Consider the following 23,899-nt stretch of genomic DNA (forward strand, 5'->3'; position numbering starts at 1 on the left):
CGGAGCATCTCTTGAGGAGATCCTGTGTGAGGCCTTTGCCGTGGTACGGGAAGCCTCCCGCCGGGTGGTCGGGATGCGGCACTTTGACGTGCAGGTCATCGGCGCGGTGGTTCTGTACGAAGGAAAAATCGCCGAGATGCAGACCGGGGAAGGAAAAACCTTGGTGGCTACCATGCCGGCCTATCTCAGCGCCCTTACCGGAAAGGGGGTACATATCGTTACCGTCAATGACTACCTGGCGAAACGGGACCGTTTCTGGATGGGACCGATTTTTGAGCTTCTGGGGCTTGAGGTCGGCTTGATCCAACACGAATCGACGCCAGCCGAACGGAAGAAATCTTATGCGGCCGACATCACCTATGGAACGAACAACGAATATGGGTTCGATTACCTGCGGGATAACATGGCCTGGAGGAAAGAGAATATTGTGCAGCGGGAACTGCATTATGCCATAGTCGATGAGGTCGACTCGATTTTGATCGACGAGGCGCGCACTCCACTGATTATTTCCGGGCCGGCTGAAGATTCCACCGATATATACTACCGGGTGGATAAAGTCGTTAGAAAGCTCGTGCACAGTGAGGATTTCGACTATGAGGAAAAGACCCGTTCCATCTGGCTCACGGAAAACGGGGTGGGTAAGGTGGAAAGATTGCTGCACGTGGACAACCTCTATGAAGGTTCCGGAAAAAACCCGGCCGAACAGTTGGTCCGCCAGTCCTTACGTGCCCATCATCTTTATAAAATCGATGTTGATTATGTGGTGAATAACGGGGAGGTTATTATTGTCGATGAGTTTACCGGACGCATGATGCAGGGCCGCCGGTACAGCGAAGGTTTGCACCAGGCTATCGAAGCGAAGGAGAAACTCCAGGTGGCCAATGAAAACCAGACGCTGGCTTCGATCACCTACCAGAATTACTTCCGGATGTACGACAAAATATCCGGCATGACCGGAACGGCTAAAACTGAGGAAAACGAGTTTATTTATACCTATGGAATGCCGGTGGTCACCATCCCCCCGAATAAACCGCTGAAGCGGACTAATTTTTCAGACGCGGTTTATCGCAACGAGAAAGATAAATTCAATGCTGTCGTCCAAGAGATCGAAACCTTGTACCGGGAAGGGAGACCGGTCCTGGTCGGAACAGTCTCGATTGAAAAATCTGAAAACCTGAGCCGTCTGTTGGAGAAGAAGGCTATTCCCCATGCTGTGCTCAATGCCAAGAATCACGAAAAAGAGGCGGATATCATCAAAAATGCCGGCCAGCGTACGGCAGTGACCATTTCCACAAATATGGCCGGCCGGGGAACCGACATCGTGCTGGGGATCGGGGTGGCCGACCTGGGAGGACTCCATGTCGTCGGCACCGAACGTCACGAGAGCCGCCGGATCGACAACCAATTACGGGGACGTTCCGGGAGACAGGGAGACCCCGGTTCTTCCCGGTTTTTCCTGTCCCTGGAAGACAACCTATTACGCCTCTTCGGTTCGGAGCGGGTGGGCGGCATCATGGACCGGTTTGGAGTTGACGAGGGGATACCCATCGAATCGTCCCTGGTGACTCGATTGATCGAGGGCGCCCAGAAAAAGGTGGAAGGATACCATTTCAATATCAGAAAAACCCTCCTCCAATACGACGATGTGATGGGGAAGCAGCGGGAGGTTATTTACGGACAGCGGCGTCTGGTTCTTTTTGAAAAGAGTCTCCGTTCCTATATTTTTGGGATGCTGGGAGAACTCCTTACCGGGATTCTCGATACTTTTGCCAGCGAGAAGCGCTACCCCGAAGAATGGGATTGGGATGGATTGAACGGACACCTGATGGCCGTCTTCGGATACGAGCTTTCAGTGAAGGGTCCCGAACGGGAAACCTTCGACCGGGAGAAACTGCGCGATATGCTCGAACGCCTGACCCGGGAACGCTATGAAGAGCGAGTCAAGACCATCGGTGAGCCTGTTTTCCAGGAGCTGGAGAGGATTGTTCTTTTGCGAATTGTGGACAGTCATTGGAAGGAACACCTCCACAACATGGATCATTTACGGGAGGGCATTGGCTTGCGGGCGGTCGGCCAGCGGGACCCCTTCGTCGAATATCAGTTGGAAGCGTTCGATATGTTTCAGGACATGATCGCCCAGATTCGGGAAGATGCTCTGCGCTATCTGCTGCGGGTGAATGTGGTGACCGGACCACGACCCCGTCCTCAGCCGGAGGATTCCCGTACCCCGCAACTGGGAACCCAACCGGCGAAAACCCAAAAAACCGTACCAGTTCCTGGGTCGTTGGAGGCGCACCGAAAAAAGAAAATCGGTCGTAATGACCGTTGTCCCTGCGGGAGTGGAAAGAAATATAAACACTGTTGTGGGGCATCCTGATAAAAAACATTGGAGGATGAAACGATGAACATCGAAATTATCGATGAACTGGAAATTATACGCGACAAGCTTGCGGAAATCGGAGGGTATCTTTGACCGGGAGAATATCCGGCAAAAAATTCAGGACATTGAGGCGAAAATGTCGGAAAACGGATTCTGGGACAAGACCGTTAATCAGGGAGTTCTCCTCCAGGACTACAAAAAGCATAAGAATCTTCTCGAAGAATACGAATCCCTTGCCCATCGTTCGCGAGATGTCCAGGAATTAAGCGGACTTTATGACCCGGAGGATCCGGAATACCGAGAACTGGCTGGTGACGTGCGTAGCTTGGCCCAAGCTGTGGGAGATCTGGATATTCGCCTTCTTTTTAAAGATCAGGAAGATCGGGCCGGGGCGATCATAGCCATCCATTCCGGTGCGGGCGGGACAGAATCTCAGGACTGGGTAGAGATGTTGTTTCGATTGTATACCCGTTTCTGTGAACGGAAGGGTTTCGAGATCAAAGTCATCGACTCACTGGAGGGAGATGAAGCCGGATTAAAACATATCACCTATCTGGCTCAGGGAGAGTATGCCTATGGGTACCTCAAGTCGGAGCGAGGCGTCCATCGCCTTATCCGGATTTCACCGTTTGATTCCAACAAAAGACGTCATACGACATTCGCCTTGGTTGAGGTGACTCCCGATCTCGACGATGAAATCCAAGTGGATATGAATCCACAGGATCTGCGGATCGAAACTTACCGTTCCGGGGGGGCCGGGGGTCAGCATGTCAACACCACCGATTCGGCAGTGAGAATCATCCACCTTCCCACTGGAATCATGGCCCAGTGCCAGAATGAGCGTTCCCAACACCAGAACAAGGCAGTCGCCTTACGGATCCTCCGGGCCCGATTGTATGAACGGCAGAAAAGCGAGCAGGAAGAAAGAATCCAGGAGCAAAAAGGAGAACATAAAGATATCGCCTGGGGCAGCCAGATTCGGACCTATGTGTTTCATCCGTACAATATGGTCAAAGATCACCGTACCAATCACGAAACCGGTAATGTTCAGCGGGTGATGGACGGTGAGATTGAGGAATTTGTCGAGAGATATCTGAGACAGGAACGAATCCTGTGATTGTTTACGCTCTGGTAGGATCCACCGGTACCGGAAAAAGTTATCGGGCACCTCATATCGCGCAACGCTATGGGATCACCTGCATCATCGACGACGGGTTGTTGATCTGCGAGGGACGGATCGTCGCTGGTCGGTCGGCCAAGGCGGAAATGAGCAAGATCAAGGCGGCCAAGGTTGCGGTATTCTATTATCCCGAACACCGGGAGAAGGTAACCGTAGCCCTTGCGGAAGCAAAGCCCGAGAGAATGATAGTTTTAGGTATTTCCTGCCAGATGGTGGAAACGATCTGCCGGCGTTTGAACCTGCCTCTCCCCTCGGAATGGATCGATATCGACCGGATCGCCTCGGTCCAGGACATCGAGTTGGCCCGCTTAGCTCGAGAGAACGAAGGCAAGCATACCATACCGGTTCCACTCATCGAGTTGAAGCGGAACCTATGGGGGAACCTGGTAGATACCGTCCCGGTCAAGGTCTGGGGCTGGTTTTATTCGTCGAAGGAAAAAACTGTTGTCCGGCCTCCCTTCAGCTATCTTGGGAAACTTACTGTATCTGAAATAGCGCTGCGTTCGCTGGTTTGGATTCTCTTGACCAATCTTTCCAGGGTAGAAGCGGTCAACGATATCGTCATCCATAAGCAGGATACCGGTGTCTATGTCCGAATCATGTGTGTTCTTTGGGGACACCCCAATCTATCCCGTAGTTGCCGATATATCCAGAAATTTTTGCGACAACGGGTCGAGGATTTAAGCGGGGTGGAACTCAAGCGAGTGGATATTGACGTGGACGGAATCGTTCCCGTTCCCGAACCAGTCATTGCAGCAATGGTCAAAACTTGACTTCCAAGATGCGGTTTAGTAGTGGGAAAGTTGGAGAAAAGGCTGAAAAAGGATTTGAGGAAGGATAAGACAAGGTTCTTCAAAGGAAGGATAGAGAATGTCCGGCAAAACGCTTTCAGAACTGATCGAAGAGCTTGAAACCAAGCGACGGATTTGCCTCTCCGGTGGTGGAGAAAAGGCTGTAGAGAAACAGCATCAGAGCGGGAAGTTGACCGCCCGGGAACGACTGGATCTCTTGCTTGACCCGGGAAGCTTTGAGGAAGTGGATCTCTTTCTGGACCACCGTTCCGTCCGTTTCGGCATGGACGGTAAGCTTGTTCCGGCTGACGGTGTTGTGGCGGGATTTGGAACAATTGATGGGCGGGCGGTCTGTCTGTACTCGCAGGATTTTACGGTCATGGGTGGTTCCCTCGGCGAAATGCATGCCAAGAAGATCTGCAAGGTGATGGACATGGCCATCAAAATCGGCGCGCCGATTATTGGAATCAATGATTCCGGCGGAGCGCGAATTCAGGAAGGAATTGACTCCCTCTCCGGATATGGGCAGATCTTTTTCCGCAATACCCAATCTTCGGGAGTGATCCCGCAGATTGCAGTCATCGCCGGTCCCTGTGCCGGAGGCGCGGTCTATTCCCCGGCGCTAATGGATTTTGTGTTCATGATCGAGGAATCCAGTAAGATGTTCGTCACCGGTCCGCAGGTTGTCAAGGCAGCAACCGGGGAAGATGTATCCGCTGAAGAACTGGGCGGCGCCCGAACTCATGCGACCAAAAGCGGTGTCGCATCTCTGGTCGCCAGTGGGGAAGCAGAATGTTTTGTTCAGATCAGGACCCTTTTGGGATATCTACCCTCGAATAACTCCGAAGATCCCCCCTATAACGAGACCGCAGATCCGGCCAATCGCCCCGTTGACGAGCTCATGAGTCTTGTTTCGACGAACCCGAATAAACCGTACGATATCAAGAAGGTAATCACCGAGATCGTCGATGATCATAATTTTTTTGAATTTCTCAAAGATTATGCCCGGAATGTGGTGATCGGTTTCGCCCGGCTCGGTGGATATTCGGTAGGCATCGTAGCCAACCAACCAAACCATCTGGCCGGCTGTCTCGATATCGATGCGTCGGATAAGGCCTCCCGTTTTGTCAGATTTTGTGATGCCTTCAATATTCCCTTGGTCACATTGGTCGACGTGCCTGGGTATCTTCCCGGGACAGCCCAGGAATTCGGTGGAGTGATTCGTCATGGAGCCAAGCTCTTGTATGCCTATTCCGAAGCCACCGTTCCGAAGCTGACCGTGATTTGTCGCAAAGCCTACGGCGGGGCGTACCTGGCCATGTGTTGCCGGGATCTGGGAGCAGACTTGGTGTTGGCTTGGCCGACCGCCGAAATTGCCGTCATGGGAGCAGATGGCGCCGTAAACATTATTTTCCGCCGGGAGATCGATAAGGCAATCGATAGTTTGGCTGAGCGGGAAGAACGCATCGAACAGTATCGCAATGAATTTTACAACCCTTACCAGGCAGCGAAACGGGGATATGTAGATCAAATCATTCACCCGTCCGAAACCCGGTGGAAATTGATCCGCGGTCTCGAACTGTTCTGGTCGAAAAGGGAAACGGGAAGAGGGAAAAAACATGGCAATATCCCGGTCTGATCCGACCTCGCTTACCGATCCGAAGATTCTGGCAGCTATTTCCGCATGTATCGTCCGGATGCTGTCGCCGGAAACAAAGCGGAGGTCATCCTATATTTCCCGAAAAAACCGGAGTTGGAAAATGTTGTCGCTTCATGAAAAGTCCTGGAACTTCAGCCTGAGGAGGTAAATGTCGATAATGCGGAAATTTCTGGTCCGGGTGAACGGCGAAGAGTACGAAGTTGAAGTGGCGGAAATCACTCCCGGAAATACACCGGATGGCTTGCGAATTGAAGAGGTCAAAAAGCTTTCAGGCGCTGGGAAAGCGCAGACCCCGCCTCTCCAGGTGACCACTTCGGTCCGCTCACCGATGCCCGGTCGGGTGCTTTCAATAAATGTCGATAAAGGAGATAAGGTGGAAGTCGGTCAGGTTTTGCTCATCCTGGAAGCCATGAAGATGGAAAATGAAATTCAGGCGGAAAATTCGGGTGTTGTTACCAGGATTCTGGTTGGAGAAAACGAAACAGTCGATGCTGGTGACCTCCTCCTGGAAATCGTTGAGAGCCAGGTATGAAAGAAAGAACCCTACTCCTGATTATTGTCCTGATCCTGGTTGCCGCCGCCTCGCTTCCCCTTTTCCCGATGCGGCTCAGGGTCGAAGCTGGCTGGGGGACAGTGGAAAAGATCCTGGATTGGTGGGATATCGAGCTTTTGGCGGCCCGGACCGGGCGCGATCCATTCAGCTTGCTTGGTGAGGCTCGTGAACTGGGATATTCCACCGTGGGCGTAAGCGACTATGATATTCGCACTCTGCAGGCGGCCGGGCGGATTGTCCCGGTTTCCAGGCCGGTGGGATTGGCCGATTCCCTGCGCTATTTCTCGGTACCGGATCCAGAATTGCGCGAGGAAATCGCCGCTCACCTCGTACTGTTGGGAAAGACGGTCCGGACTGAAGGGACGCTTCTGGGTGTGAATGTGTTTCCTGAAGAGGAGGATAAAATCAGTCTGGGCTGGAACCGGACCTTGATTGCTTCCCTCCGGGAACAGGGGTACCGAGTAGTACTCCGCCCCCGGAATTTCCAGGGAATTCCACCCGAAGTTCTGAAGAGAATTTTGGCCGATGACCTATGGATTGATACACCGGGCATGATTTCCGTCGGTGATGAAGTTTTTGGATATGGCGACTCGCGTTCCTTGGCGGCCATGGCTGAATATCTTGAAGAATCCGGTACTTGGTGGGGGTACGTAGAGTTTGTCGGTCAAAAGGGGGAAACCGCCCTGGCCCGCCTGGCCAGCGATGTGACGGTACGGGTGCACAGTATTCCCCCTGATGAATTGAAGAATTTTACTCCCCGAGAAGCCCGGGACCGCTTCCTGAGAGCCGTTCGGGAACGTTCCATCCGGTTGCTCTACGTTCGCCTGTTCACCGAGCCCTCCTTCACCATCTGGGAGAAAAACCGGGATTATCTGGCCTCTTTGTCTCTCGAACTGGAAGAAAGAGGTTTTACCTTTGGTCCAGTTGAACCGTTGGATCCCTTCACACCCGGGTTGTTCTCTCTTGTTCTTTATGGCTTTGCCGTGGCCTTGGCTTTTACTGCTGTCTATGGAGCCTTCTTCCCCGGGCGTTGGATTGTTATGGCTTTGGCCGGAGTGTTCCTTCTGGGGATGATAGTCTTCAACCGGGCGGAGGGCATGCGTTATATGGGGTTTTTCGCCGGATTATCCTTTCCGGCCCTGAGCGTTTTTCTCTTGGTCGACAGCTACCGGGAGAAGCTTCCGGTGATACGCAGTGTCGTCCTGGCTTTTCTTGTGCTATTCGCCGGATCGCTCGTGGTCGGTCTCGGACAGTTCGATCGGTCCTATGTTCTGCGTATTGACCAATACTGGGGAGTCAAGGCCTCTTTGGTGGTCCCAATCATTTTAGTCCTGCTTTACTTGTTCAAGACAAAAGCTCTGGGTAGAAGCATCCCCGCCGTCGCTGACGGTGCTCTCCGCCGTTATGAGCTGATTATCGTCGGGATTCTGGCGGTCGGTTCAGTTCTGTTTCTCACCAGGACCGGAAATTTTCCCCTATGGCCCGCTGGCGCCATCGAAAGCCGGATGCGCATCCTCCTGGAAGAGGTGATGTTCATGCGCCCCCGGACCAGGGAGTTTCTTCTCGGATACCCGGCCCTGTGGCTTCTGTTTGTCTATCGGGGAAAAGGAATACGAGCCATTTTCCAGCTGCTTCTCTGGCTGGGGGCAAGTATCGGTTTTGTCACCTTTTTTAACTCATTCTGTCATATTCATACCGGTCTCTTGTTCGTTCTCCTGCGCTTTCTCAATGCTTTAGTCCTGAGTCTTCCGGTCACGGCAGGCTACCTGGTGTGTATCTGGATTGCGACTCATTTATGGCGTTGGGTGGGACGCTACCAAGGTTAAAGAACCCGTGCGGGTCTTTCTTGTCGGTTACTATGGCTTTGGCAACTGGGGAGACGAGTTGAGCCTTATGGCTGTCAGCCGTGAATTGGCGGCATTTGCCCAGCGGCAGGGCATCTCCCTGGATCTCTCTGTCTTGAGCCGCGGGAAGGATCTTCCGGTAAGCCTGCCTACAGGAACAGTTCCGGTTCCGCGCCGCCCGGTGAGCGAAATTTGGCGGGAACTGCGCTGCTGTGACGGAGTGGTGATCGGCGGCGGAAGCCTGTTGCAGGATGCATCCAGCCTCCGTTCCCTCCTCTATTACTGGACTCTTGTGAATGTGGCCATACGCTTGAAGAAACCGGTGGTTTTTTTTCGCTGTGGTCTGGGTCCCTTTCAGAAACGCTTGAGTCGTTTTCTTATGAAGCGCCTGATGCGTCGTCTTACCCTTTTTGTTGCCCGAGACGCTGATTCCGCGGCTTTGGCCGCTGAGTACAGTTGTTCGGCACAACGAATTTTGGAAGGACGAGACCCGGTTTTTTCACTCTTTGAGCCCGAGCAAAACCGGGATTACTGTCGCGACCGGATTGCTGTATTTTTGCGCACGATGCCACCGGACCGCGAAGCGGTTTTGCGGATGGCTCTATGTGAACTCAGGGAAACGACCGGTCGGCCGGTGGAGTGTGTCGGCTTTCACCAGGAACTCGACCGGGCCACGGTGGAACGTCTCGGCCGGGAGACCGGTTGCCGGACTCGTTATTTTACTTCTACCGATGAAGTTAAAAGATATTTTCTGGATCTTGACTGCCTGTTCACGATGCGGCTTCATCCGGCGATCATCGCCAGCCGGATGGGTGTTCCCTGGTTTGCTTTCGATATTGACCCCAAAATTGCCGCGCTATGCCGCTGGTGGGAGAACAAGAATCTTCTGCGCTGGGAAAAAGTTGATTCGAAAACGCTTGCGGTCTCATTTCAGAATCGGGCTGTCATTCGGGAACAGGGGAAACAGGTGCAGGCGGAGATCGATCGTTTTCTCCAGGATGAGAATGGCCTGTGCGAGGCGGTGTTCGCTTCTCTGCAGGGGAATCTGTGATGATTACTCCTCCACTCCGCGACCTGTTGGGGTATTCTGTGACTGATGTCTCCATGCTTCACCTCATTAATCTCCTGAAACAAGATATCGCAGCGGGACGGCAAGTCCAGATAGTGACTCTGAATCCGGAAATGCTGGCTCACCAGTCCTATGACACCAACTTTCAAAGAGTACTCCGCAGGGCGGAGTACTTGGTGGCCGATGGGAGCGGCGTTGTTCTGGCTTCCCGTATTTTGGGCTGTCCGATCCATAACCGTCTCCCCGGGGTCGAGCTGGCTGAGGAAATTTTCTGGGAAGGAACCAGGCGTAGCTGGAAGATTTACTGCTTGGGAGGAAGCGGGAAAACCCTTGATCAGGCGGTGAGGAGAATCAGGGAGCGGTTTCCGGGAATCCGCTTGGCTGGCTGGCATCACGGGTATTTTAGTGATGACGATCTCCTCGTGCGGGAAATAAACCGAACCAGGGCCGATGTCCTCCTGGTTGGGTTGGGGTCCCCCCGTCAGGAGGAATGGATCGCCCGCCACCGGTCCCGGCTGATAGCCCGGGTTCTGGTGGGTGTAGGGGGGAGCTTTGACGTGATCGGAGGGAGCAAGCGACGAGCGCCGGCCCTATTCAGGAAATTCGGTGTGGAATGGGTATGGCGGGTAATCTCTGAACCCCGGCGGTTGAAACGGATCATACCTTCCTTTTGCCGGTTCGGTTGGTTGGTGGCGTGTGAGCGCCTAACAGCGCATCGGCGCCTACCCTGATTCGTACCGATCCGGCCGGTGGTAAAAAACCTGGGTTGTAAATACAGACGATCTGGCAGAGAACAGGGCGGATGGTATAATAGACCCGTATCCCAGTGGATGAAGGAAAGGACTTTCTCATGGACGAAGAACTGGGGAAGGTATTCATAGAGTTCAAGCGGGTTTATAAGATCTACCCGAATGGAGCTCGGGCCCTCAACAATATCAGCCTGGTGATCGAGGAGGGAGAATTTGTGTTTCTGGTAGGTGTGACCGGTGCCGGGAAAAGCACCTTGCTGAAACTCATCACTCGGGAAGAGGTTCCCACTTCGGGGAATATCTGGCTTGAGGGTTTTCGGGTGAACCAACTGGATGACGGGCATCTGCCCATATTGCGGAGAAACATCGGCGTTGTTTTCCAGGACCTTAGATTGCTTTCTTCCCGTACGGTCCTGGAAAATCTGATTTTTCCACTGGAAGTGATGGGAGTGGCCAGGCGGTCGATGCTCCAGTTAGCTGACATGGTTCTCGATACCCTTTGTATGCAAGAGAAAAAACATCATCGAATCGAATGGCTGTCCGGTGGGGAAAAACAAAAACTGTGTATCGGTCGGGCCGTGATCCATCGGCCTCGCCTGATCCTGGCCGATGAACCGACCGGTAATTTGGACGGAGAGACCGCGGTTGACATGGTCACCACCCTCTATGAATATTGCCGGGATAAAGGTATAACGGTGATCATGTCCACGCATAACAAGTACATTCTGGAACGATTTCCAGCGAGATTGGTATACCTCAACGGAGGCGAAGTGGTTTATGATCGGCGGAGGGACTGAGTTTCCGTGTTTCTTCTGAGCGTGTTCCACCGTATGCAACGTTCTCCGCACTTGTTTTTAATGGGGTTTTTCAGTATTTTTTTTACCCAACTGATTGTCAATATTTTTATCTTTGGTTATTTGGAACTGGAAAAAATGGGGGCCTTTTTAGGCGAAGCGTTCACCGTAAAGGCTTATTTTGAAGACACCTTTTCCTCTGAACAGATTGAGCCGATTCTCACGAATATCAGGAATTTCCCGGAAACCCGTGAGGTTGTTCTGGTTGACCGCGAAGAGGCCCGCCGCCGTTTCCTCGAATATTTTGAATTGCGCGAAGAAGATTTTCCTCCGGAGGACAACCCCTTTCCCCAGTCTTTGGAAGTGACTTCCCGCCGGTTAGAGGAGGTTCCCCGTCTTGCTGAACGGCTCAGGGAAATCGCGTACTTTGAAGAAGTCATCCACGGTGGACGCAATTTGGAGACATTCATCGATTTTTATCAGATGTTATTAGGGTTGGGTAGTTTCATCCTGTTGGGAATATTTATTTTTTCCCTGATTGTGATTATCAATGTCATCCGAATATCCATCCACAGTTGCGCGGATGAAATCCGGGTCTCTTATTTAATGGGAGCGACCGAACGGTTCATTCGCCGTCCATTTCTCTACGAAGGGTTTTCTGAAGGTTTTTTTGCTGGCATTGCCTCTTTCTTCTTGTCATATTTTGTTTTAAGCTTCAGCTTGGAATTTCTCCATACCGCCTTTCCCTTTTTTCCCTGGATCACCCTTGATGAAGCCGTCTGGCCGATGGCGATCGCCAATACCGGGTTGGGAGGGTTTATCGGGTTTTTAGGGAGTTACCTGGCGACCGGAGCCATTTTACGGAGAAGTGAAGCATGAGTAAACGTCTTCCTTTGGGCATCCTGGTGCTGGTCGTCCTTTTGATGTGCAGCGCCCCGGCTTGGACTCAGGAAACAAGTATCGAACGGGAAATCGACACCCAATTGAAAGAGCTCGAACGGATCAAACAGGAACAGGCGCAACTGGAAAAAGAACTGAGGCAGTTGGAGAGGGCTGAACAAAACGTCGTCCAGGAAGTTCGGGATCTGGAGGCCCAAATCGAAGAACTGGAAAGAGGTATTGCCCAATCCCGCAACCGGATTTTGCAACTCGAGGAGGAACGGTCGATTCTGAACCGGGACATCGAACGGTTGAGCGGGGAGATCGAGGCCAATCAGAATAAGGTGCGCCAGGTGATGGTCAGAGCTTACAAATTCAAAGCTCAGGTCGATGTCTGGGATATTTTGCTGGGCGCGACCGATCCAAATCTCGTAAAGGAACAGTGGTACCTGTTGAGAAAGTATGTCGAGGCTGAGCGTGTGACTATTAACCGGTATTTAGATCAAAAAACTACCCTGCAGGAAAAACTGGATGGAGTGATCCAGCGTATCCGACTGGAAGTGGTTTTAAAGGAGAAGTTGGTTCTGGAAGATCGGCAGGTAGAGAGTCTGAACGAAGCCAGGCGGGATATGTTGTCCCACATTACTTCCGACCGGAAGCAGTTTGAGCGGAGCCGGACAGAACTCGTCGAATCCCAGAGAGACCTCCAGAACCTGATCGCACAACTCCAGGAGGAAATGCGCCGGGCTCGTGAGGGTGTTCCTTCACCGGTCGCGAATCTGCCTCCGGTTCGTCAGGGACGTTTCTTCTGGCCGGTCAGCGGTGGGAGGGTGATTCGCGGTTTTGGGGAAATGAAAGATCCGACCTTTGGAATCCAGGTCTACAATCCAGGGATTGATATCGCCGCCAACCGGGGAACGAATATCTACGCTGCCCATGACGGTGTCGTGATTCTGGCCCGAAGCATTCGGGGGTATGGGCGGACCATCCTCATTGATCATGGATCGGACGTGATCACTATGTATGCCCACCTCGACGAAATACGGGTGAACCCGGGCGATATGGTCAGCGGAGGCGGAGTGATCGGAACGGTGGGAGACACAGGTTTAGCTGAGCAGCCGATGGTCCATTTCGAGGTGAGAGTGGGGACAGATGCCCGGGAAGAGAACCCCATGCTCTGGCTGCAACAATGACTCTGGGTGTTTGACGATGGGGAGACTGGATAATGCCTGGAAAGAATGTGGTAAGATATATTTCCCGGCTGGTCGACGGCACGGGCGTTGACGGAGTGAAGAATGTGAACACAAAACGAGTGGCCATATGGATGACCTTTACTATTTTGCTGGCGTTTCTGTTCGGTTGGAGCACGGTCAAGGCCAACCGGGATGATATCGACGTGCGGAGGTTGTTTGACGACCTTTACTGGCAGCCTTTGCTGGAAACCATCCATCTTTTAGAGAACGAACATTACAACTTTTCCACCTCGGACCGGGAAGCCATGGTCGAAGAGGCTATCCGGGGGATTTTGCAAGAAATTGACGACCCGTATGCCCGGTATCTTGACCCGGAAGATTATCGGATCGAGCAGGAAGATCGCATCGATGGTGAATTTTCCGGGTTGGGGGTGGTTATTACCATGCAGGAAGACCGACTGACGGTCATCTCTCCCTACATGGGTTCACCCGCCTTTCAGGCTGGCGTGCGGGCCGGTGATGTGATCCTGTCCATTGATGGAATTTCGACCGAAGGTATGGCCATGGATGAGGCGGTGAGGCGGCTACGCGGTCCGGTAGGGACGCAGGTGGTCCTGGAGATTGAGCGGGAAGGCCTGGATGGCGTCTATGCCACTACCGTGATTCGAGACATCATTCGGATCAAGAGTGTGGAGTTCGAGTTGATCGAGGAAGGGATCGGCCTATTGCGGCTGAATCAGTTCCACGGAAAAACAGACAGCGAACTTCGGGAAGCCTTGGAAGCTCTGAAGCGACTCGAGGTTCGGGGTTTGATTCTCGATTTGCGGAATAATCCGGGAGGGCTTCTGACGACCGCCATTCAGAGTACCGGCCTCTTCGTTCCGAGAGATGGCCCGCTATTGATCATACAGGACAACACTGGAAGACGGGATGTCCTCCGTAACTTTAACCCCAGAGTCTGGGACGCTCCCATAGTGATCCTGATCAACGAAGGCACGGCAAGCGGGGCCGAAATTATGGCTGGTGCGCTCCGGGTAAACCTGTATACGGAAATTATCGGAGAAAAATCGTTTGGCAAGGGTGTTGTTCAACAGATATTTCCTCTGTCGCACGGTGGCGGTATTTTATTTACCGTGTCCGAGTTTTTCCTGCCTGATGGAACCAAGATAAAAGAACGGGGTATCGAGCCTGATGTAGTCGTTGAGGACGATGAAGAACAGATGGAAACCGCCTTACGGGAAATACAGAGGATGTTGAATGAAGTGGCCATGGTCAGGTAAGGCAGTTTTTTGGTTTATCGTCGTCTCTCTCATCGCTGTTTCACTGACTCTCATCAATGAGGTGACCAGGGAGAACCCAGTACGTAACCGTTATATCGCGTTTGCCCGGATGGCACCCTCTGAGCAGGAGAAATGGCTAGCTCTTTTTATCCTTCAGGAAATCCAGGAATTGCTCCCCAGCCTTGTGATGCAAACTGTGGATTTGCCGGGTACTGTCTATGAGGCTCTGGAAGTTCAGGTTGAGATCAGGAAAAATGAAGAGCGGGATATCCTCGCTCAAAGGATGCAACTCATTTTTTCCATTCTGTCGCAATTCGGATATTATGGAGAGCGTAGGGCCGAAAGCGACGGAGACCGTTACTATATTTTCCGGGATCTAAAGCCCTGGTTTGTCCTCGATGTCTTGCTCATCACCCGCTACCAAGTGGCTCTGGTGATCGATGATTTCGGATACTCCCTGGAAAAAGCTGAGCGGTTTGCGGCCCTTCCCCATAAACTGACCATGGCGATTTTACCCCATCTTCCACTCAGTCCGGTCATTGCCCGTCGGGCCAGGGAAGTCGGAAGAGAAGTCATAATCCACTTTCCCATGGAAGCTGTTGACCCAGCCCAGAATGAGCGGGAACCTTTTTTGCTCCGTACCGGGACTGACATCGCAACCATCCGTAGGATGCTCATCGAATCCCGGGAAGGAGTGCCTTATGCAGTAGGCCTGAACAATCATAAGGGATCCCGGGCTACCTCCGACCGTACTACGATGGAGAAGTTCATGCGGGTTTTAAGAGAAAAGAACCTCTATTTTCTGGACAGCCTGACCTCTGTTTCTTCGCTGGCCTATTCCCAAGCCAACGTTGCAGGCATAACCAGTTACCGGAGGGATGTCTTCCTGGACGGAGAAGATTCCCGGGAATACGTGCTTGACAGGTTGCATGAAACAGTGGCTCTGGCCCGCCGGCAGGGCTATGCCGTGGCGATCGGCCATCCGAGGGATGAGACATATCAAGCCCTGACTGAGTTCTTTAACAGTTTTAATGATCCGGATATTGAATTTCTCTATCTTTCCGAAATCCGCAGGTAGCAGATCTTTGCATGGTTTGGAAATGGAGTGAGGGAGCATGAACTTTATTAATGACCATAGATGTTTTCTTTGGGGGACCCGCAACCCGCAGGGCATAAAGTTTGATTTTGCTGCAAAAACTCATTTCAGCAAGACCCCGTTGCCATCAGCCCCGCCTCATCTGGCATTTTCCCGCACGCATCAGACCACGTCTGGTTGCAGTGCTGCTGAAAAGGCCGTCCTTGGCCTTTTTACTGCGAAAACGCGGTGATTTCGGCGGCTGATTCAGGCAGCTCAGGCCCAGGCTTCCTTCGTTCTTTTGCAGCAAAATTACTTATTGCAGTAGAATCAAACTTACATTTTCCCAGGACGGAGTGAATACCTGTCTCGCGGGAATAGTCCCTTGGCATTTCCAGGGATTGCAAGGGGTGGTGTACGGTGGCATCGTTTCTGCGCTGCTTGACGAAGCCGTGTCTCACAGTATTAAGGCCGCCGGCGAGATGGCGGTCACCGGAACTCTCGAAGTCCGTTTTCTTAAGCCTTGTCGGACGGAAATACCGCTTCGGGCGTGCGCGAGGATTACCCGAAAAAAAGAAAAGACCATTGAGACCGCCGGAGAATTGATCCAGGACCAAGCGATCGTGGCGGAAGGAAAAGCTGTATTTGTGAAGAGCAGTTGTGAAGTGAAGGATAGTGGGACGTAATAAATAAGGTAAAAGTAAAGGGTTTTTCAAATTATGAATTTAGCCTGAAGGAGTGAGTTGTTTGGCTGACAAGGTACGGGTCCGGTTCGCACCCAGTCCTACCGGTTTTCTCCACCTGGGGGGAGCGAGGACGTCTTTGTTTAACTGGGTTTTTGCCAGAAAAAGCAACGGGACTTTTATCCTCAGGATTGAAGACACCGACGCGGCGCGTTCGAATGAAGAGTCCGTACGGGCGATACTCGAAGGATTAAGTTGGCTGGGCCTATGCTGGGACGAAGGACCGGTAGTTAGCGGGCCGCACGAACCATACTTTCAAAGCGAACGGCGACCGATCTACCATCAGTACGCCCGGCGCCTTTTGCAAAAAAGATTGGCCTATCAATGCTACTGCTCGCCGGAAGAGCTTGCCCAGCGCAAGGAAGAGAGCTTGGCTCACGGTGACAACTGGCGCTATGATCGACGCTGCCTTTCATTGGCCGAAGAAAACCGCGAAGTCTTGGCCAGGGATCGGAAGCCGGTCCTCCGCTTTTTGGTTCCGGATGGAGAGACGTCACTGGTCGATATGCTTCGTGGGACGGTGACGTTTCAAAATACCGAGCTCGACGATTTCGTGATCGAAAAATCTGACGGGTTTCCTACGTATAATTTTGCCTGTGTGGTGGATGACGTCCTCATGGGAATAACCCATGTTATCCGGGGCGACGATCACTTGTCCAATACGCCCAGGCAGGTGCTCCTCTACCAGGCGCTGGATTTCCCGGTTCCCCGGTTTGCCCATATTCCCATGATCCTGGGCAAGGACAAGACCCGCTTGAGCAAGCGTCACGGTTCCCCCTCGCTGGCGGATTACCGGGACAAAGGCTATCTCCCGGAGGCGATGTTCAACTATCTGGCCCGTTTGAGCTGGGCATCGGGAGAAGAAGAGCAGGAGATATTTTCCCGGGAGGAAATTATCGACCGCTTTTCCCTGGACCGGGTTGCGAGGCACGCTGCCGTGTTTGACCTCGACAAATTGAATTGGATGAACGGGTATTATATCCGGGAGGCGGACGAAGAACGCCTGACCGATTTGCTCCTTTCCATACTGAAACGGGAGGGCATAAAACCTCCCGGCGACCAGCCTGATGATTGGCGGAAGTACTGCCGGCAAGTGGTCAGAGCCATGAAACCTCGCATCCACTACGTGGCTCAGATTGTCGAAGACGGTCGTTATTTTTTTGAGGAGACGGTCGACTACGACCCCCCGGTTTTCAGGAAGGTCCTCCTTGAACCAGGAGCGCGGGAGCGCCTGGAGAAGTCGCGGGAGAGGATAAGCGAGCTTGAAAACGTCACGATCGAGTCTTTGGAAAGCGTTGTGCGCTCGTTGTCGGAAGAACAGGGCGTCGCAGCCGCGAAATTCATTCATCCCCTGCGAGTGGCCACTTCCGGGAAAAAAGGCGGTCCGGGTCTTTTCGAAATGCTGGAAATTCTCGGGAAAGACCGGATCCTGATCCGCATCGCCCGGGCCATCGAACAGATACTCACAGCCAAGCTTTCCGAAGAGGGCGGTGCGTCGCTCTCTTTATAAACCTGATCCAATTCGGGTGGTTGAAAAAACCCCCGGTCGATGGTATCATGATGCCTGCTTATCCTACCGCGGTTTTGATACTGAGAGGTCGTCTAACGGCAGGACGGGTGACTCTGGATCATCTGGTGGTGGTTCGAATCCACCCCTCTCAGCCATCTGGCGCAATCGAATAGTGGTTAGTTCGGCGGGCTCTCAATCCGCAAGCCCGGGTTCGATTCCCGGTTGCGCCACCACGCGCTTTTTGGAGAGATACCGGTGGGTGGGATTACCAAATCTGCCGAACTTGAACGGACTCGTCTCTGGTAAACGGAGGTTTTACTATGGGACGAGTTATGTTTTCTGCCATAAACCCATAAACCCATTCCCACATCGCTTCCAGAACAGGGGAAGCGTTGGATCCGCTGAAGAGTCGACCAATCGGTGCCCAACGGCAGCGAGCATGAAATTTCAGGATGGGATGAAGCGGAGAAACGAGGAAGATACAGGGGAGGAGGTCATATCTATGAACGACAAGCGTTTGGTGGAAGAAATCCGTCGTTATAAATTGGAAAAAAATGCGGTTATCCTGGTGCATAATTACCAACCTCCCGAGATACAGGAAATAGCCGACTTTATTGGCGACTCTCTGGGACTGAGTATTCAGGCCAGCAAAACAAAAGCGGACATCATAGTTTTTTGTGGCGTATATTTCATGGCTGAGACGGCCAAGATCCTTTCCCCAGGTAAGATGGTTTTGTTGCCCGAGCCTGCCGCCGGATGTCCCATGGCCGATATGATCAACGCCTATGCTTTACAGAAGTTACAAGAAAAACATCCCAACGCCCGTACCCTGTGTTATGTCAACACTTCGGCACAAGTCAAGGCACGCTGTGACCTGTGTTGCACATCCGCCAATGCCGTGACTCTGGTCAGGAAGGTCCTGGCGGATGCCGGGGAAATTATATTTGTGCCAGACAAAAACCTCGCTCATTATGTTTCACGGATCACCGGACGCCAATTCATTACTTGGGAAGGATACTGTCCGGTACATGTTGCGATAACCCCCCAAGATATCCAGCGACAAAAAAAGCTTCACCCCCAGGCGGAGGCATTGGTGCACCCGGAGTGTGTCCCGGAAGTGATAGACTTGGCGGACAGAGTACTCTCCACGGAGGGCATGATCGCCTATGCCAGGACAAGCGATGCTTCGGAGTTTATCGTTGGTACGGAAAAAAGCATCATCTACCGTTTAAAGAAATTAATGCCGGATAAGGAGTTCTACCAGGCATCGGCCGCCGCCCTCTGTCCCAATATGAAAAAAATTACCTTGGATAAAGTGCTTTTCTCCCTGGAAGAGGAAACCTTCGAGGTGACTATCGCCCCTCAGATCATCTCTCAGGCGCGGGAAAGCATCCAAAAGATGCTCGATTACCGAGATTGAAATACTACATCCTGCGCTGGAAATAAATGGGAATCAATGGAGGGGGTCAAGTCTTGAAATATGATTAATCTCTGTGCTGTCCCGGGAGGCGCTGCGGCGGTGGGTTCCTGAGAACCGGGTTGTATATGTTCAGTTGTTAAGTCAGGGCATGAACCTTCTGGGACCGCAAGACCCAGAAAATCCGGTACCCCCCAAGAGTTCTTGGAGACTCCTTTTCAGAAAACAGCCCGATTCTAAGCTCCGGACCTTTGGTTAAAAACTCACTAATCGCTTCACAAATACGCTCGGCGAGTGCTATGCTTGTCATAAGGGCGGGGCTCCTCTGTACCCTTCCCAGGGCGGTGGTTTTCTGATAATTATCACCTCTGACGCCCAGGCCTTTATTTCCTTTTTACAGACATTTTAAGTCATGACCAGTTTTCTCTTTCCGGTTTATTGTACTTCGTGTTAGCATGCCAGGAAATGGATTGAGAGACGTTCCGAGTGCCTTGAAGAATTACCCTCTCGACATGGCCTGCCCCTGCCTTGCCTAGCAGAGACAGGAGTCTCTTTACCTGATGGATCTGACTGGGGAGCCTTGTTTTACCAGAGTTACCCAACAGCGAATCTTTTTATTGAGAAAATAGCCAGTCGGTGCCCGACAGCGACGAACAAGAAAATTGAGGATGGCATGAAATGCGCAAGGGCTTTCACTCATAAAGCTTTGAACTTTATCGCTCTTCAAACTTTACACCCTTCTGCTATGTTTTTACAGAAGGAACCATAAGCGGAAGGTGAATAAAAGACCGAGGCGAAAAAGAGATGGGAAAGGCCGACAACGCCTTTCCCATAAGCCTTCTTCACGTCAACCTTTTTACACATAACCAAAATATCAGGAGATCATGATGACCCTCACACCAGGCGATCGGGTTCATATCCTTTTGGAAGATGGGAAAGAATACCTCGTGAATTTACAAAACAATCAGTTGTTTTCTACGCATTTAGGGAGTATATCTCACAATGAGATGCTTAAGAAGGAATACGGTGACTCCATCCGTACAAATCAGGGCCATATAGTTTATTTGTTGTTACCCGGTATAGTCGAAAATATAAGATTCATGGAACGACAGACCCAAGTCATGTATCCAAAAGATATTGGATATATTCTGCTCTACCTGGATATTAAAAATGGCGATAGGGTCATCGATGTTGGACTGGGCAGTGGGGCGATGTGCGGAGCTTTGGCCAGAATGGTGGGAGTCAGCGGGCAAATCTTTGGGTACGAACGGCGACAGGAATTCGCTGCAATCGCCGAGAGAAATCTTGTGAAATGGAATCTGAAAGACCGGGTTACCATCCGTTGCCGGGATATGGCCGATGGCTTCGAAGAACGGGACGTTGACGCTTTGTTCCTTGATGTACCGGACCCCTGGGAACATATCGATACCTGTTGGAACACTCTAAAAGGGGGAGGGCGGATCGGCATTGCCTGTCCCACGGCCGGCAAGGCCATAAAAACCCTTGAAGCGCTGGAAAAAATTCCGTTTCTCAAAACGGAAGTATGGGAAACTCTGATCCGTGAATATAAAAACTCACCACACTCCTTTCGACCGGTTGATCGGATGATTGCCCACACGACCTATCTCCTGTTTTCCAGGAAAATAAACAACAGAAGTGATCTGTCGGCTCAGACCGACGATCCCGAGAAGGGCTTCCTATAAACAGTTCCGGGGTGGGCACCGCTTAGATCAACGACGGATTGCGCGGATCATATGTTATTCATCCGTAATGCCGTACGCGCATGTTGCTTTTTATGCTACAATGTTTCTCACAAATGAGCACAGTCATAGCGTTCGCCAACCAAAAAGGCGGTGTCGGGAAGACAACCACCGCCGTGAATCTGGGAGCCTGTCTCGCACAGATGGGAAAAAGTGTTTTGCTGGTTGACGCCGACCCCCAAGGCAATGCGACAAGCGGACTGGGTATTGAAAGGCAATGTCTTAGATTATGCCTTTATGATCTCTTGATTGATGGAGGTGAACCGGCTCTTTTCCTTCAAAAAACCGACATCTCCTCTCTTGATCTAATTCCGTCGACGATCCGATTGGCGGGGGCTGAGGTAGAACTGGTTTCGCTCATCGGAAGAGAATATCGCCTCAAGGAAGGATTGAAGAAGATAGCCGGGGAATATGATTTTATCTTGATCGATTGTCCGCCTTCTTTGGGGCTTTTGACCTTAAATGCCCTCTCTTGTGCTCTGAGTGTCCTGATTCCCATTCAATGTGAATATTACGCTTTGGAGGGATTGGGCCAACTTCTCAATACATTTCATGGAGTCCGCAATTTTTTGAACCCTACCCTGGAGATCTTTGGAGTCGTTTTAACTATGTATGATTCACGAACCAATCTTTCTCAACAAGTTGCCTTTGAAGTGAGAAAGGTCTTCGAAGATAAGGTCTTCGAGACGATCGTACCCAGGAACGTCCGGTTGAGTGAAGCTCCCAGCTTCGGTAAGCCGGTTGTTCTCTATGATGAAACCTCAACCGGTGCTCAGGCCTATCAAAACCTCGCTCGGGAAGTGTTGGAAAGAAATGAGCAGAAAAAGCCTAGGTAAAGGGCTTGAAGCGCTCATACCCGGTGCCGGACAGTTTGGGGTTCGCACTATTCGTGATGTTGACGTTTCTTCGTTACGGGGCAACTCGTCTCAACCCCGTCATCATATGAACGAAGAGAATCTCGTCGATCTTACCGAATCAATCAGGATGCATGGCATATTGCAGCCGATTCTGGCCCGAAAGTCGGATAATGGTTATGAAATTATCGCCGGGGAAAGGCGTTGGCGTGCAGCGATAAAGGCTGGGTTGAAAACGATCCCGGTGATCATTGAGGAGTTCAGCGAGGAAGAGAAACTCGAGGTTGCCCTCATTGAGAATCTGCAAAGGGAGGACCTAAATCCGATCGACTTGGCAAAGGGTATTAAGCGATTGGTCGATGAATTCCTTATAACGCAAGAAGAGGTTGCCCGGCGTATCGGGAAAAAGAGGCCGACGATCACGAATCTTCTACGCCTTTTGGAACTCCCTGAGGAAATTCAGGCGATGGTGGAAGCGAGCCGGCTTGCACTTGGTCATGCTCGGGTTCTGGCCGGGATCGATGACCGGGAACTTCAAGTATCTCTGGCTCAGCGAATTTGTGCAGAAGGTCTTTCGGTTCGGGATGTGGAGAGAATCGCCCGGACGGCCAGGCAGGATACTCAGGACCGGCATATCGGGACAGGACCGCGCCCGTCTGTGCAGGAATCCACCCAAAAAGAAAAAAATTATGAGGATTTTTTGTCCCGGTTTCTCGCCGCTCGAGTACGGGTCGGCAGGAAAAAAATCGTGATTGAGTATACGGATGAGGATGAACTGGGAAGGATCTACTCGTTAATACTGCAACGTGAAGAACCATTTTAAGACTGGAAAGGGGATTGAGCATGCCCAGAAAAGAAAGTAAGTAATTTACTCCAGTGGGAACTCCCCGCCTGTAAAGGCGGGACACTCTGTGACTGGAAAGGGGATTGAGCATGCCCAGAAAGGAAAGTAAGCAATTTACGGTTTTTTGGATACACCCCCTGAAAGGGCAACTGAAAAAGCTTCATCTTTCCTGGAAGACGATCTTGTTGAGTTTTATTCTCCTTGTTTTGGGTATCGGATTCGGAGTAGGAGGAGTGTTTTGGTACCGGGGACGAATTAAGAATGAACTGGTTGTCACCGCCCGACAGTTGGATGTTTTGAAGCGGGAACTATTTACCTTAGATACGCGAAAGCAGGAGCAGGAAGAAAAACTTGCGGAGTTGACTCTCAAGGCAGAAGAAGCGCTCAGAGAAATCGGATCCCTCAGAGAACTCGATCAAAAAGTCCGCGAAATCCTCGAAAAAGACCTTCAATCCGGACTCCAGAAGCTGGGTGTAGACATTTCCCTTTCTGGATCGGCATCAGAAATGTATATACCTCTGGATCGCTTTACCCGCCTGCAAACCATTAACGCGCATTTTGGACAAGGTGGCCCCAGCTTTTCCCTTGCGACCCTTCCGACCAATCACCTGCCAGCCCGCTTGGGCCATGATCAGGCTTTCCAGAGGCGGGTTGAAACCCTGGAGAATACTCTGGCTTGGATCCGGGCCGAGACCATGGTTCGGGAAAAATCTTTTCGGGAAATCGTTGACGTTGCTCAGAAGCGTGAGCAATTGGTTTCGATCGTTCCCTTACGCTGGCCGACCTGGGGTCGTATTGCTTCAAATTATGGGTGGAGAAACGATCCTTTCACGGGCCGGAGAGCCTGGCATACCGGGGTGGATATCGCCGCACCAACTGGAAGAAACGTCGTATCGACCGCGGATGGGAAAGTCGTTTTTGCAGGATGGAACGGAAATTATGGAAGAACCGTAATTGTACGCCATCAGTTTGGATTCGAGACACTCTATGCTCATCTTTCCAATATCCGGGTGAGAACGGGAGACAATGTCGCCAAGAATCAGATTATCGGGAACGTGGGCAGCACCGGTCGGAGCACCGGACCTCATCTGCATTACGAAGTGCGACGGCATGGAAACATCTTGAATCCTTGGCCGTACCTTCCGTAAGGGGTAGCCGGTCACAACGCAAAAGATCGATCGAAAGCAACCTACTGCTTAATTGCAGAAATCAGAGATATAAAGTAATGACTGAAATACCGTCAGATAAAGAGGTCCCTGTAATCATGGATAATTACTGCATTCACAAAAAAAATGATACTTGGTTAACTGCTCATCCAAATGTG

General features: G+C 51.7%; 20 protein-coding genes, 2 tRNA genes and 1 pseudogene. All 23 read left to right on the forward strand.

From position 1 onward, the window contains the following. A partial coding sequence (gene secA / locus VLH40_03485) for a preprotein translocase subunit SecA (protein HSV31072.1) occupies window positions 1-2,377 on the forward strand: 2,377 nt, incomplete at its 5' end. Between the two features lie 43 nt (window positions 2,378-2,420). Further along, window positions 2,421-3,497 (forward strand): peptide chain release factor 2, encoded by a 1,077-nt coding sequence (gene prfB, locus VLH40_03490; GenBank protein HSV31073.1) that lies wholly within the window; start codon window positions 2,421-2,423, stop codon window positions 3,495-3,497. After that, window positions 3,494-4,333: a hypothetical protein gene (locus VLH40_03495; protein ID HSV31074.1), complete on the forward strand. Its 840-nt coding sequence runs from the start codon at window positions 3,494-3,496 to the stop codon at window positions 4,331-4,333. The genes prfB and VLH40_03495 overlap by 4 nt, the downstream gene beginning before the upstream one ends. A 97-nt stretch (window positions 4,334-4,430) precedes the next feature. Further along, complete coding sequence (locus VLH40_03500) at window positions 4,431-5,990, forward strand: acyl-CoA carboxylase subunit beta (GenBank protein ID HSV31075.1); 1,560 nt, start codon at window positions 4,431-4,433, stop codon at window positions 5,988-5,990. Between the two features lie 178 nt (window positions 5,991-6,168). Further along, window positions 6,169-6,543 carry a biotin/lipoyl-containing protein gene (locus VLH40_03505; protein ID HSV31076.1) on the forward strand — a complete coding sequence of 125 codons (375 nt, stop codon included), beginning with the start codon at window positions 6,169-6,171 and terminating at the stop codon, window positions 6,541-6,543. Next, on the forward strand, window positions 6,540-8,390 hold the full coding sequence (locus tag VLH40_03510; protein ID HSV31077.1) for a DUF5693 family protein: 1,851 nt from the start codon (window positions 6,540-6,542) through the stop codon (window positions 8,388-8,390). The genes VLH40_03505 and VLH40_03510 overlap by 4 nt, the downstream gene beginning before the upstream one ends. 7 nt (window positions 8,391-8,397) lie before the next feature. Then, a complete protein-coding gene (locus VLH40_03515) occupies window positions 8,398-9,459 on the forward strand; it encodes a polysaccharide pyruvyl transferase family protein (GenBank protein HSV31078.1) in 1,062 nt (353 codons plus the stop codon). After that, window positions 9,459-10,208: a WecB/TagA/CpsF family glycosyltransferase gene (locus tag VLH40_03520; GenBank protein HSV31079.1), complete on the forward strand. Its 750-nt coding sequence runs from the start codon at window positions 9,459-9,461 to the stop codon at window positions 10,206-10,208. The genes VLH40_03515 and VLH40_03520 overlap by 1 nt, the downstream gene beginning before the upstream one ends. 119 nt (window positions 10,209-10,327) lie before the next feature. After that, window positions 10,328-11,023 carry an ATP-binding cassette domain-containing protein gene (locus VLH40_03525; GenBank protein ID HSV31080.1) on the forward strand — a complete coding sequence of 232 codons (696 nt, stop codon included), beginning with the start codon at window positions 10,328-10,330 and terminating at the stop codon, window positions 11,021-11,023. A gap of 6 nt (window positions 11,024-11,029) precedes the next feature. Beyond that, on the forward strand, window positions 11,030-11,899 hold the full coding sequence (locus VLH40_03530; protein HSV31081.1) for a permease-like cell division protein FtsX: 870 nt from the start codon (window positions 11,030-11,032) through the stop codon (window positions 11,897-11,899). Further along, window positions 11,896-13,092: a peptidoglycan DD-metalloendopeptidase family protein gene (locus VLH40_03535; GenBank protein ID HSV31082.1), complete on the forward strand. Its 1,197-nt coding sequence runs from the start codon at window positions 11,896-11,898 to the stop codon at window positions 13,090-13,092. Before VLH40_03530 ends, VLH40_03535 begins: the two co-directional genes overlap by 4 nt. A 32-nt stretch (window positions 13,093-13,124) precedes the next feature. Next, window positions 13,125-14,372, forward strand: coding sequence for a S41 family peptidase (locus tag VLH40_03540; GenBank protein ID HSV31083.1), 1,248 nt, complete (start codon window positions 13,125-13,127; stop codon window positions 14,370-14,372). After that, window positions 14,350-15,450 carry a divergent polysaccharide deacetylase family protein gene (locus VLH40_03545; protein HSV31084.1) on the forward strand — a complete coding sequence of 367 codons (1,101 nt, stop codon included), beginning with the start codon at window positions 14,350-14,352 and terminating at the stop codon, window positions 15,448-15,450. Before VLH40_03540 ends, VLH40_03545 begins: the two co-directional genes overlap by 23 nt. Window positions 15,451-15,803: 353 nt before the next feature. Further along, window positions 15,804-16,133 (forward strand): PaaI family thioesterase, encoded by a 330-nt coding sequence (locus VLH40_03550; GenBank protein HSV31085.1) that lies wholly within the window; start codon window positions 15,804-15,806, stop codon window positions 16,131-16,133. A gap of 61 nt (window positions 16,134-16,194) precedes the next feature. After that, window positions 16,195-17,700 (forward strand): glutamate--tRNA ligase, encoded by a 1,506-nt coding sequence (gene gltX, locus VLH40_03555; protein HSV31086.1) that lies wholly within the window; start codon window positions 16,195-16,197, stop codon window positions 17,698-17,700. Between the two features lie 81 nt (window positions 17,701-17,781). Further along, a tRNA-Gln gene (locus VLH40_03560) sits at window positions 17,782-17,855 on the forward strand. Between the two features lie 3 nt (window positions 17,856-17,858). Continuing rightward, window positions 17,859-17,933, forward strand: a tRNA-Glu gene (locus VLH40_03565). A 269-nt stretch (window positions 17,934-18,202) separates the two neighbouring features. Then, window positions 18,203-19,120 (forward strand): quinolinate synthase NadA, encoded by a 918-nt coding sequence (nadA, locus tag VLH40_03570; GenBank protein HSV31087.1) that lies wholly within the window; start codon window positions 18,203-18,205, stop codon window positions 19,118-19,120. An 881-nt stretch (window positions 19,121-20,001) separates the two neighbouring features. Beyond that, a complete protein-coding gene (locus VLH40_03575; GenBank protein HSV31088.1) occupies window positions 20,002-20,820 on the forward strand; it encodes a tRNA (adenine-N1)-methyltransferase in 819 nt (272 codons plus the stop codon). A 113-nt stretch (window positions 20,821-20,933) separates the two neighbouring features. Continuing rightward, window positions 20,934-21,713, forward strand: a complete 780-nt coding sequence (locus VLH40_03580) for a ParA family protein (GenBank protein HSV31089.1) — start codon at window positions 20,934-20,936, stop codon at window positions 21,711-21,713. After that, the gene (locus tag VLH40_03585) at window positions 21,691-22,554 is read left to right on the forward strand and encodes a ParB/RepB/Spo0J family partition protein (protein HSV31090.1); all 864 of its coding nucleotides are present in this window, start codon (window positions 21,691-21,693) and stop codon (window positions 22,552-22,554) included. Before VLH40_03580 ends, VLH40_03585 begins: the two co-directional genes overlap by 23 nt. Before the next feature lie 110 nt (window positions 22,555-22,664). Further along, a complete protein-coding gene (locus VLH40_03590) occupies window positions 22,665-23,723 on the forward strand; it encodes a peptidoglycan DD-metalloendopeptidase family protein (GenBank protein ID HSV31091.1) in 1,059 nt (352 codons plus the stop codon). Window positions 23,724-23,794: 71 nt separating this feature from the next. After that, window positions 23,795-23,899, forward strand: a pseudogene (locus tag VLH40_03595) (IS630 family transposase).

The organism is Atribacteraceae bacterium (assembly GCA_035477455.1).
GTDB lineage: Bacteria > Atribacterota > Atribacteria > Atribacterales > Atribacteraceae > DATIKP01.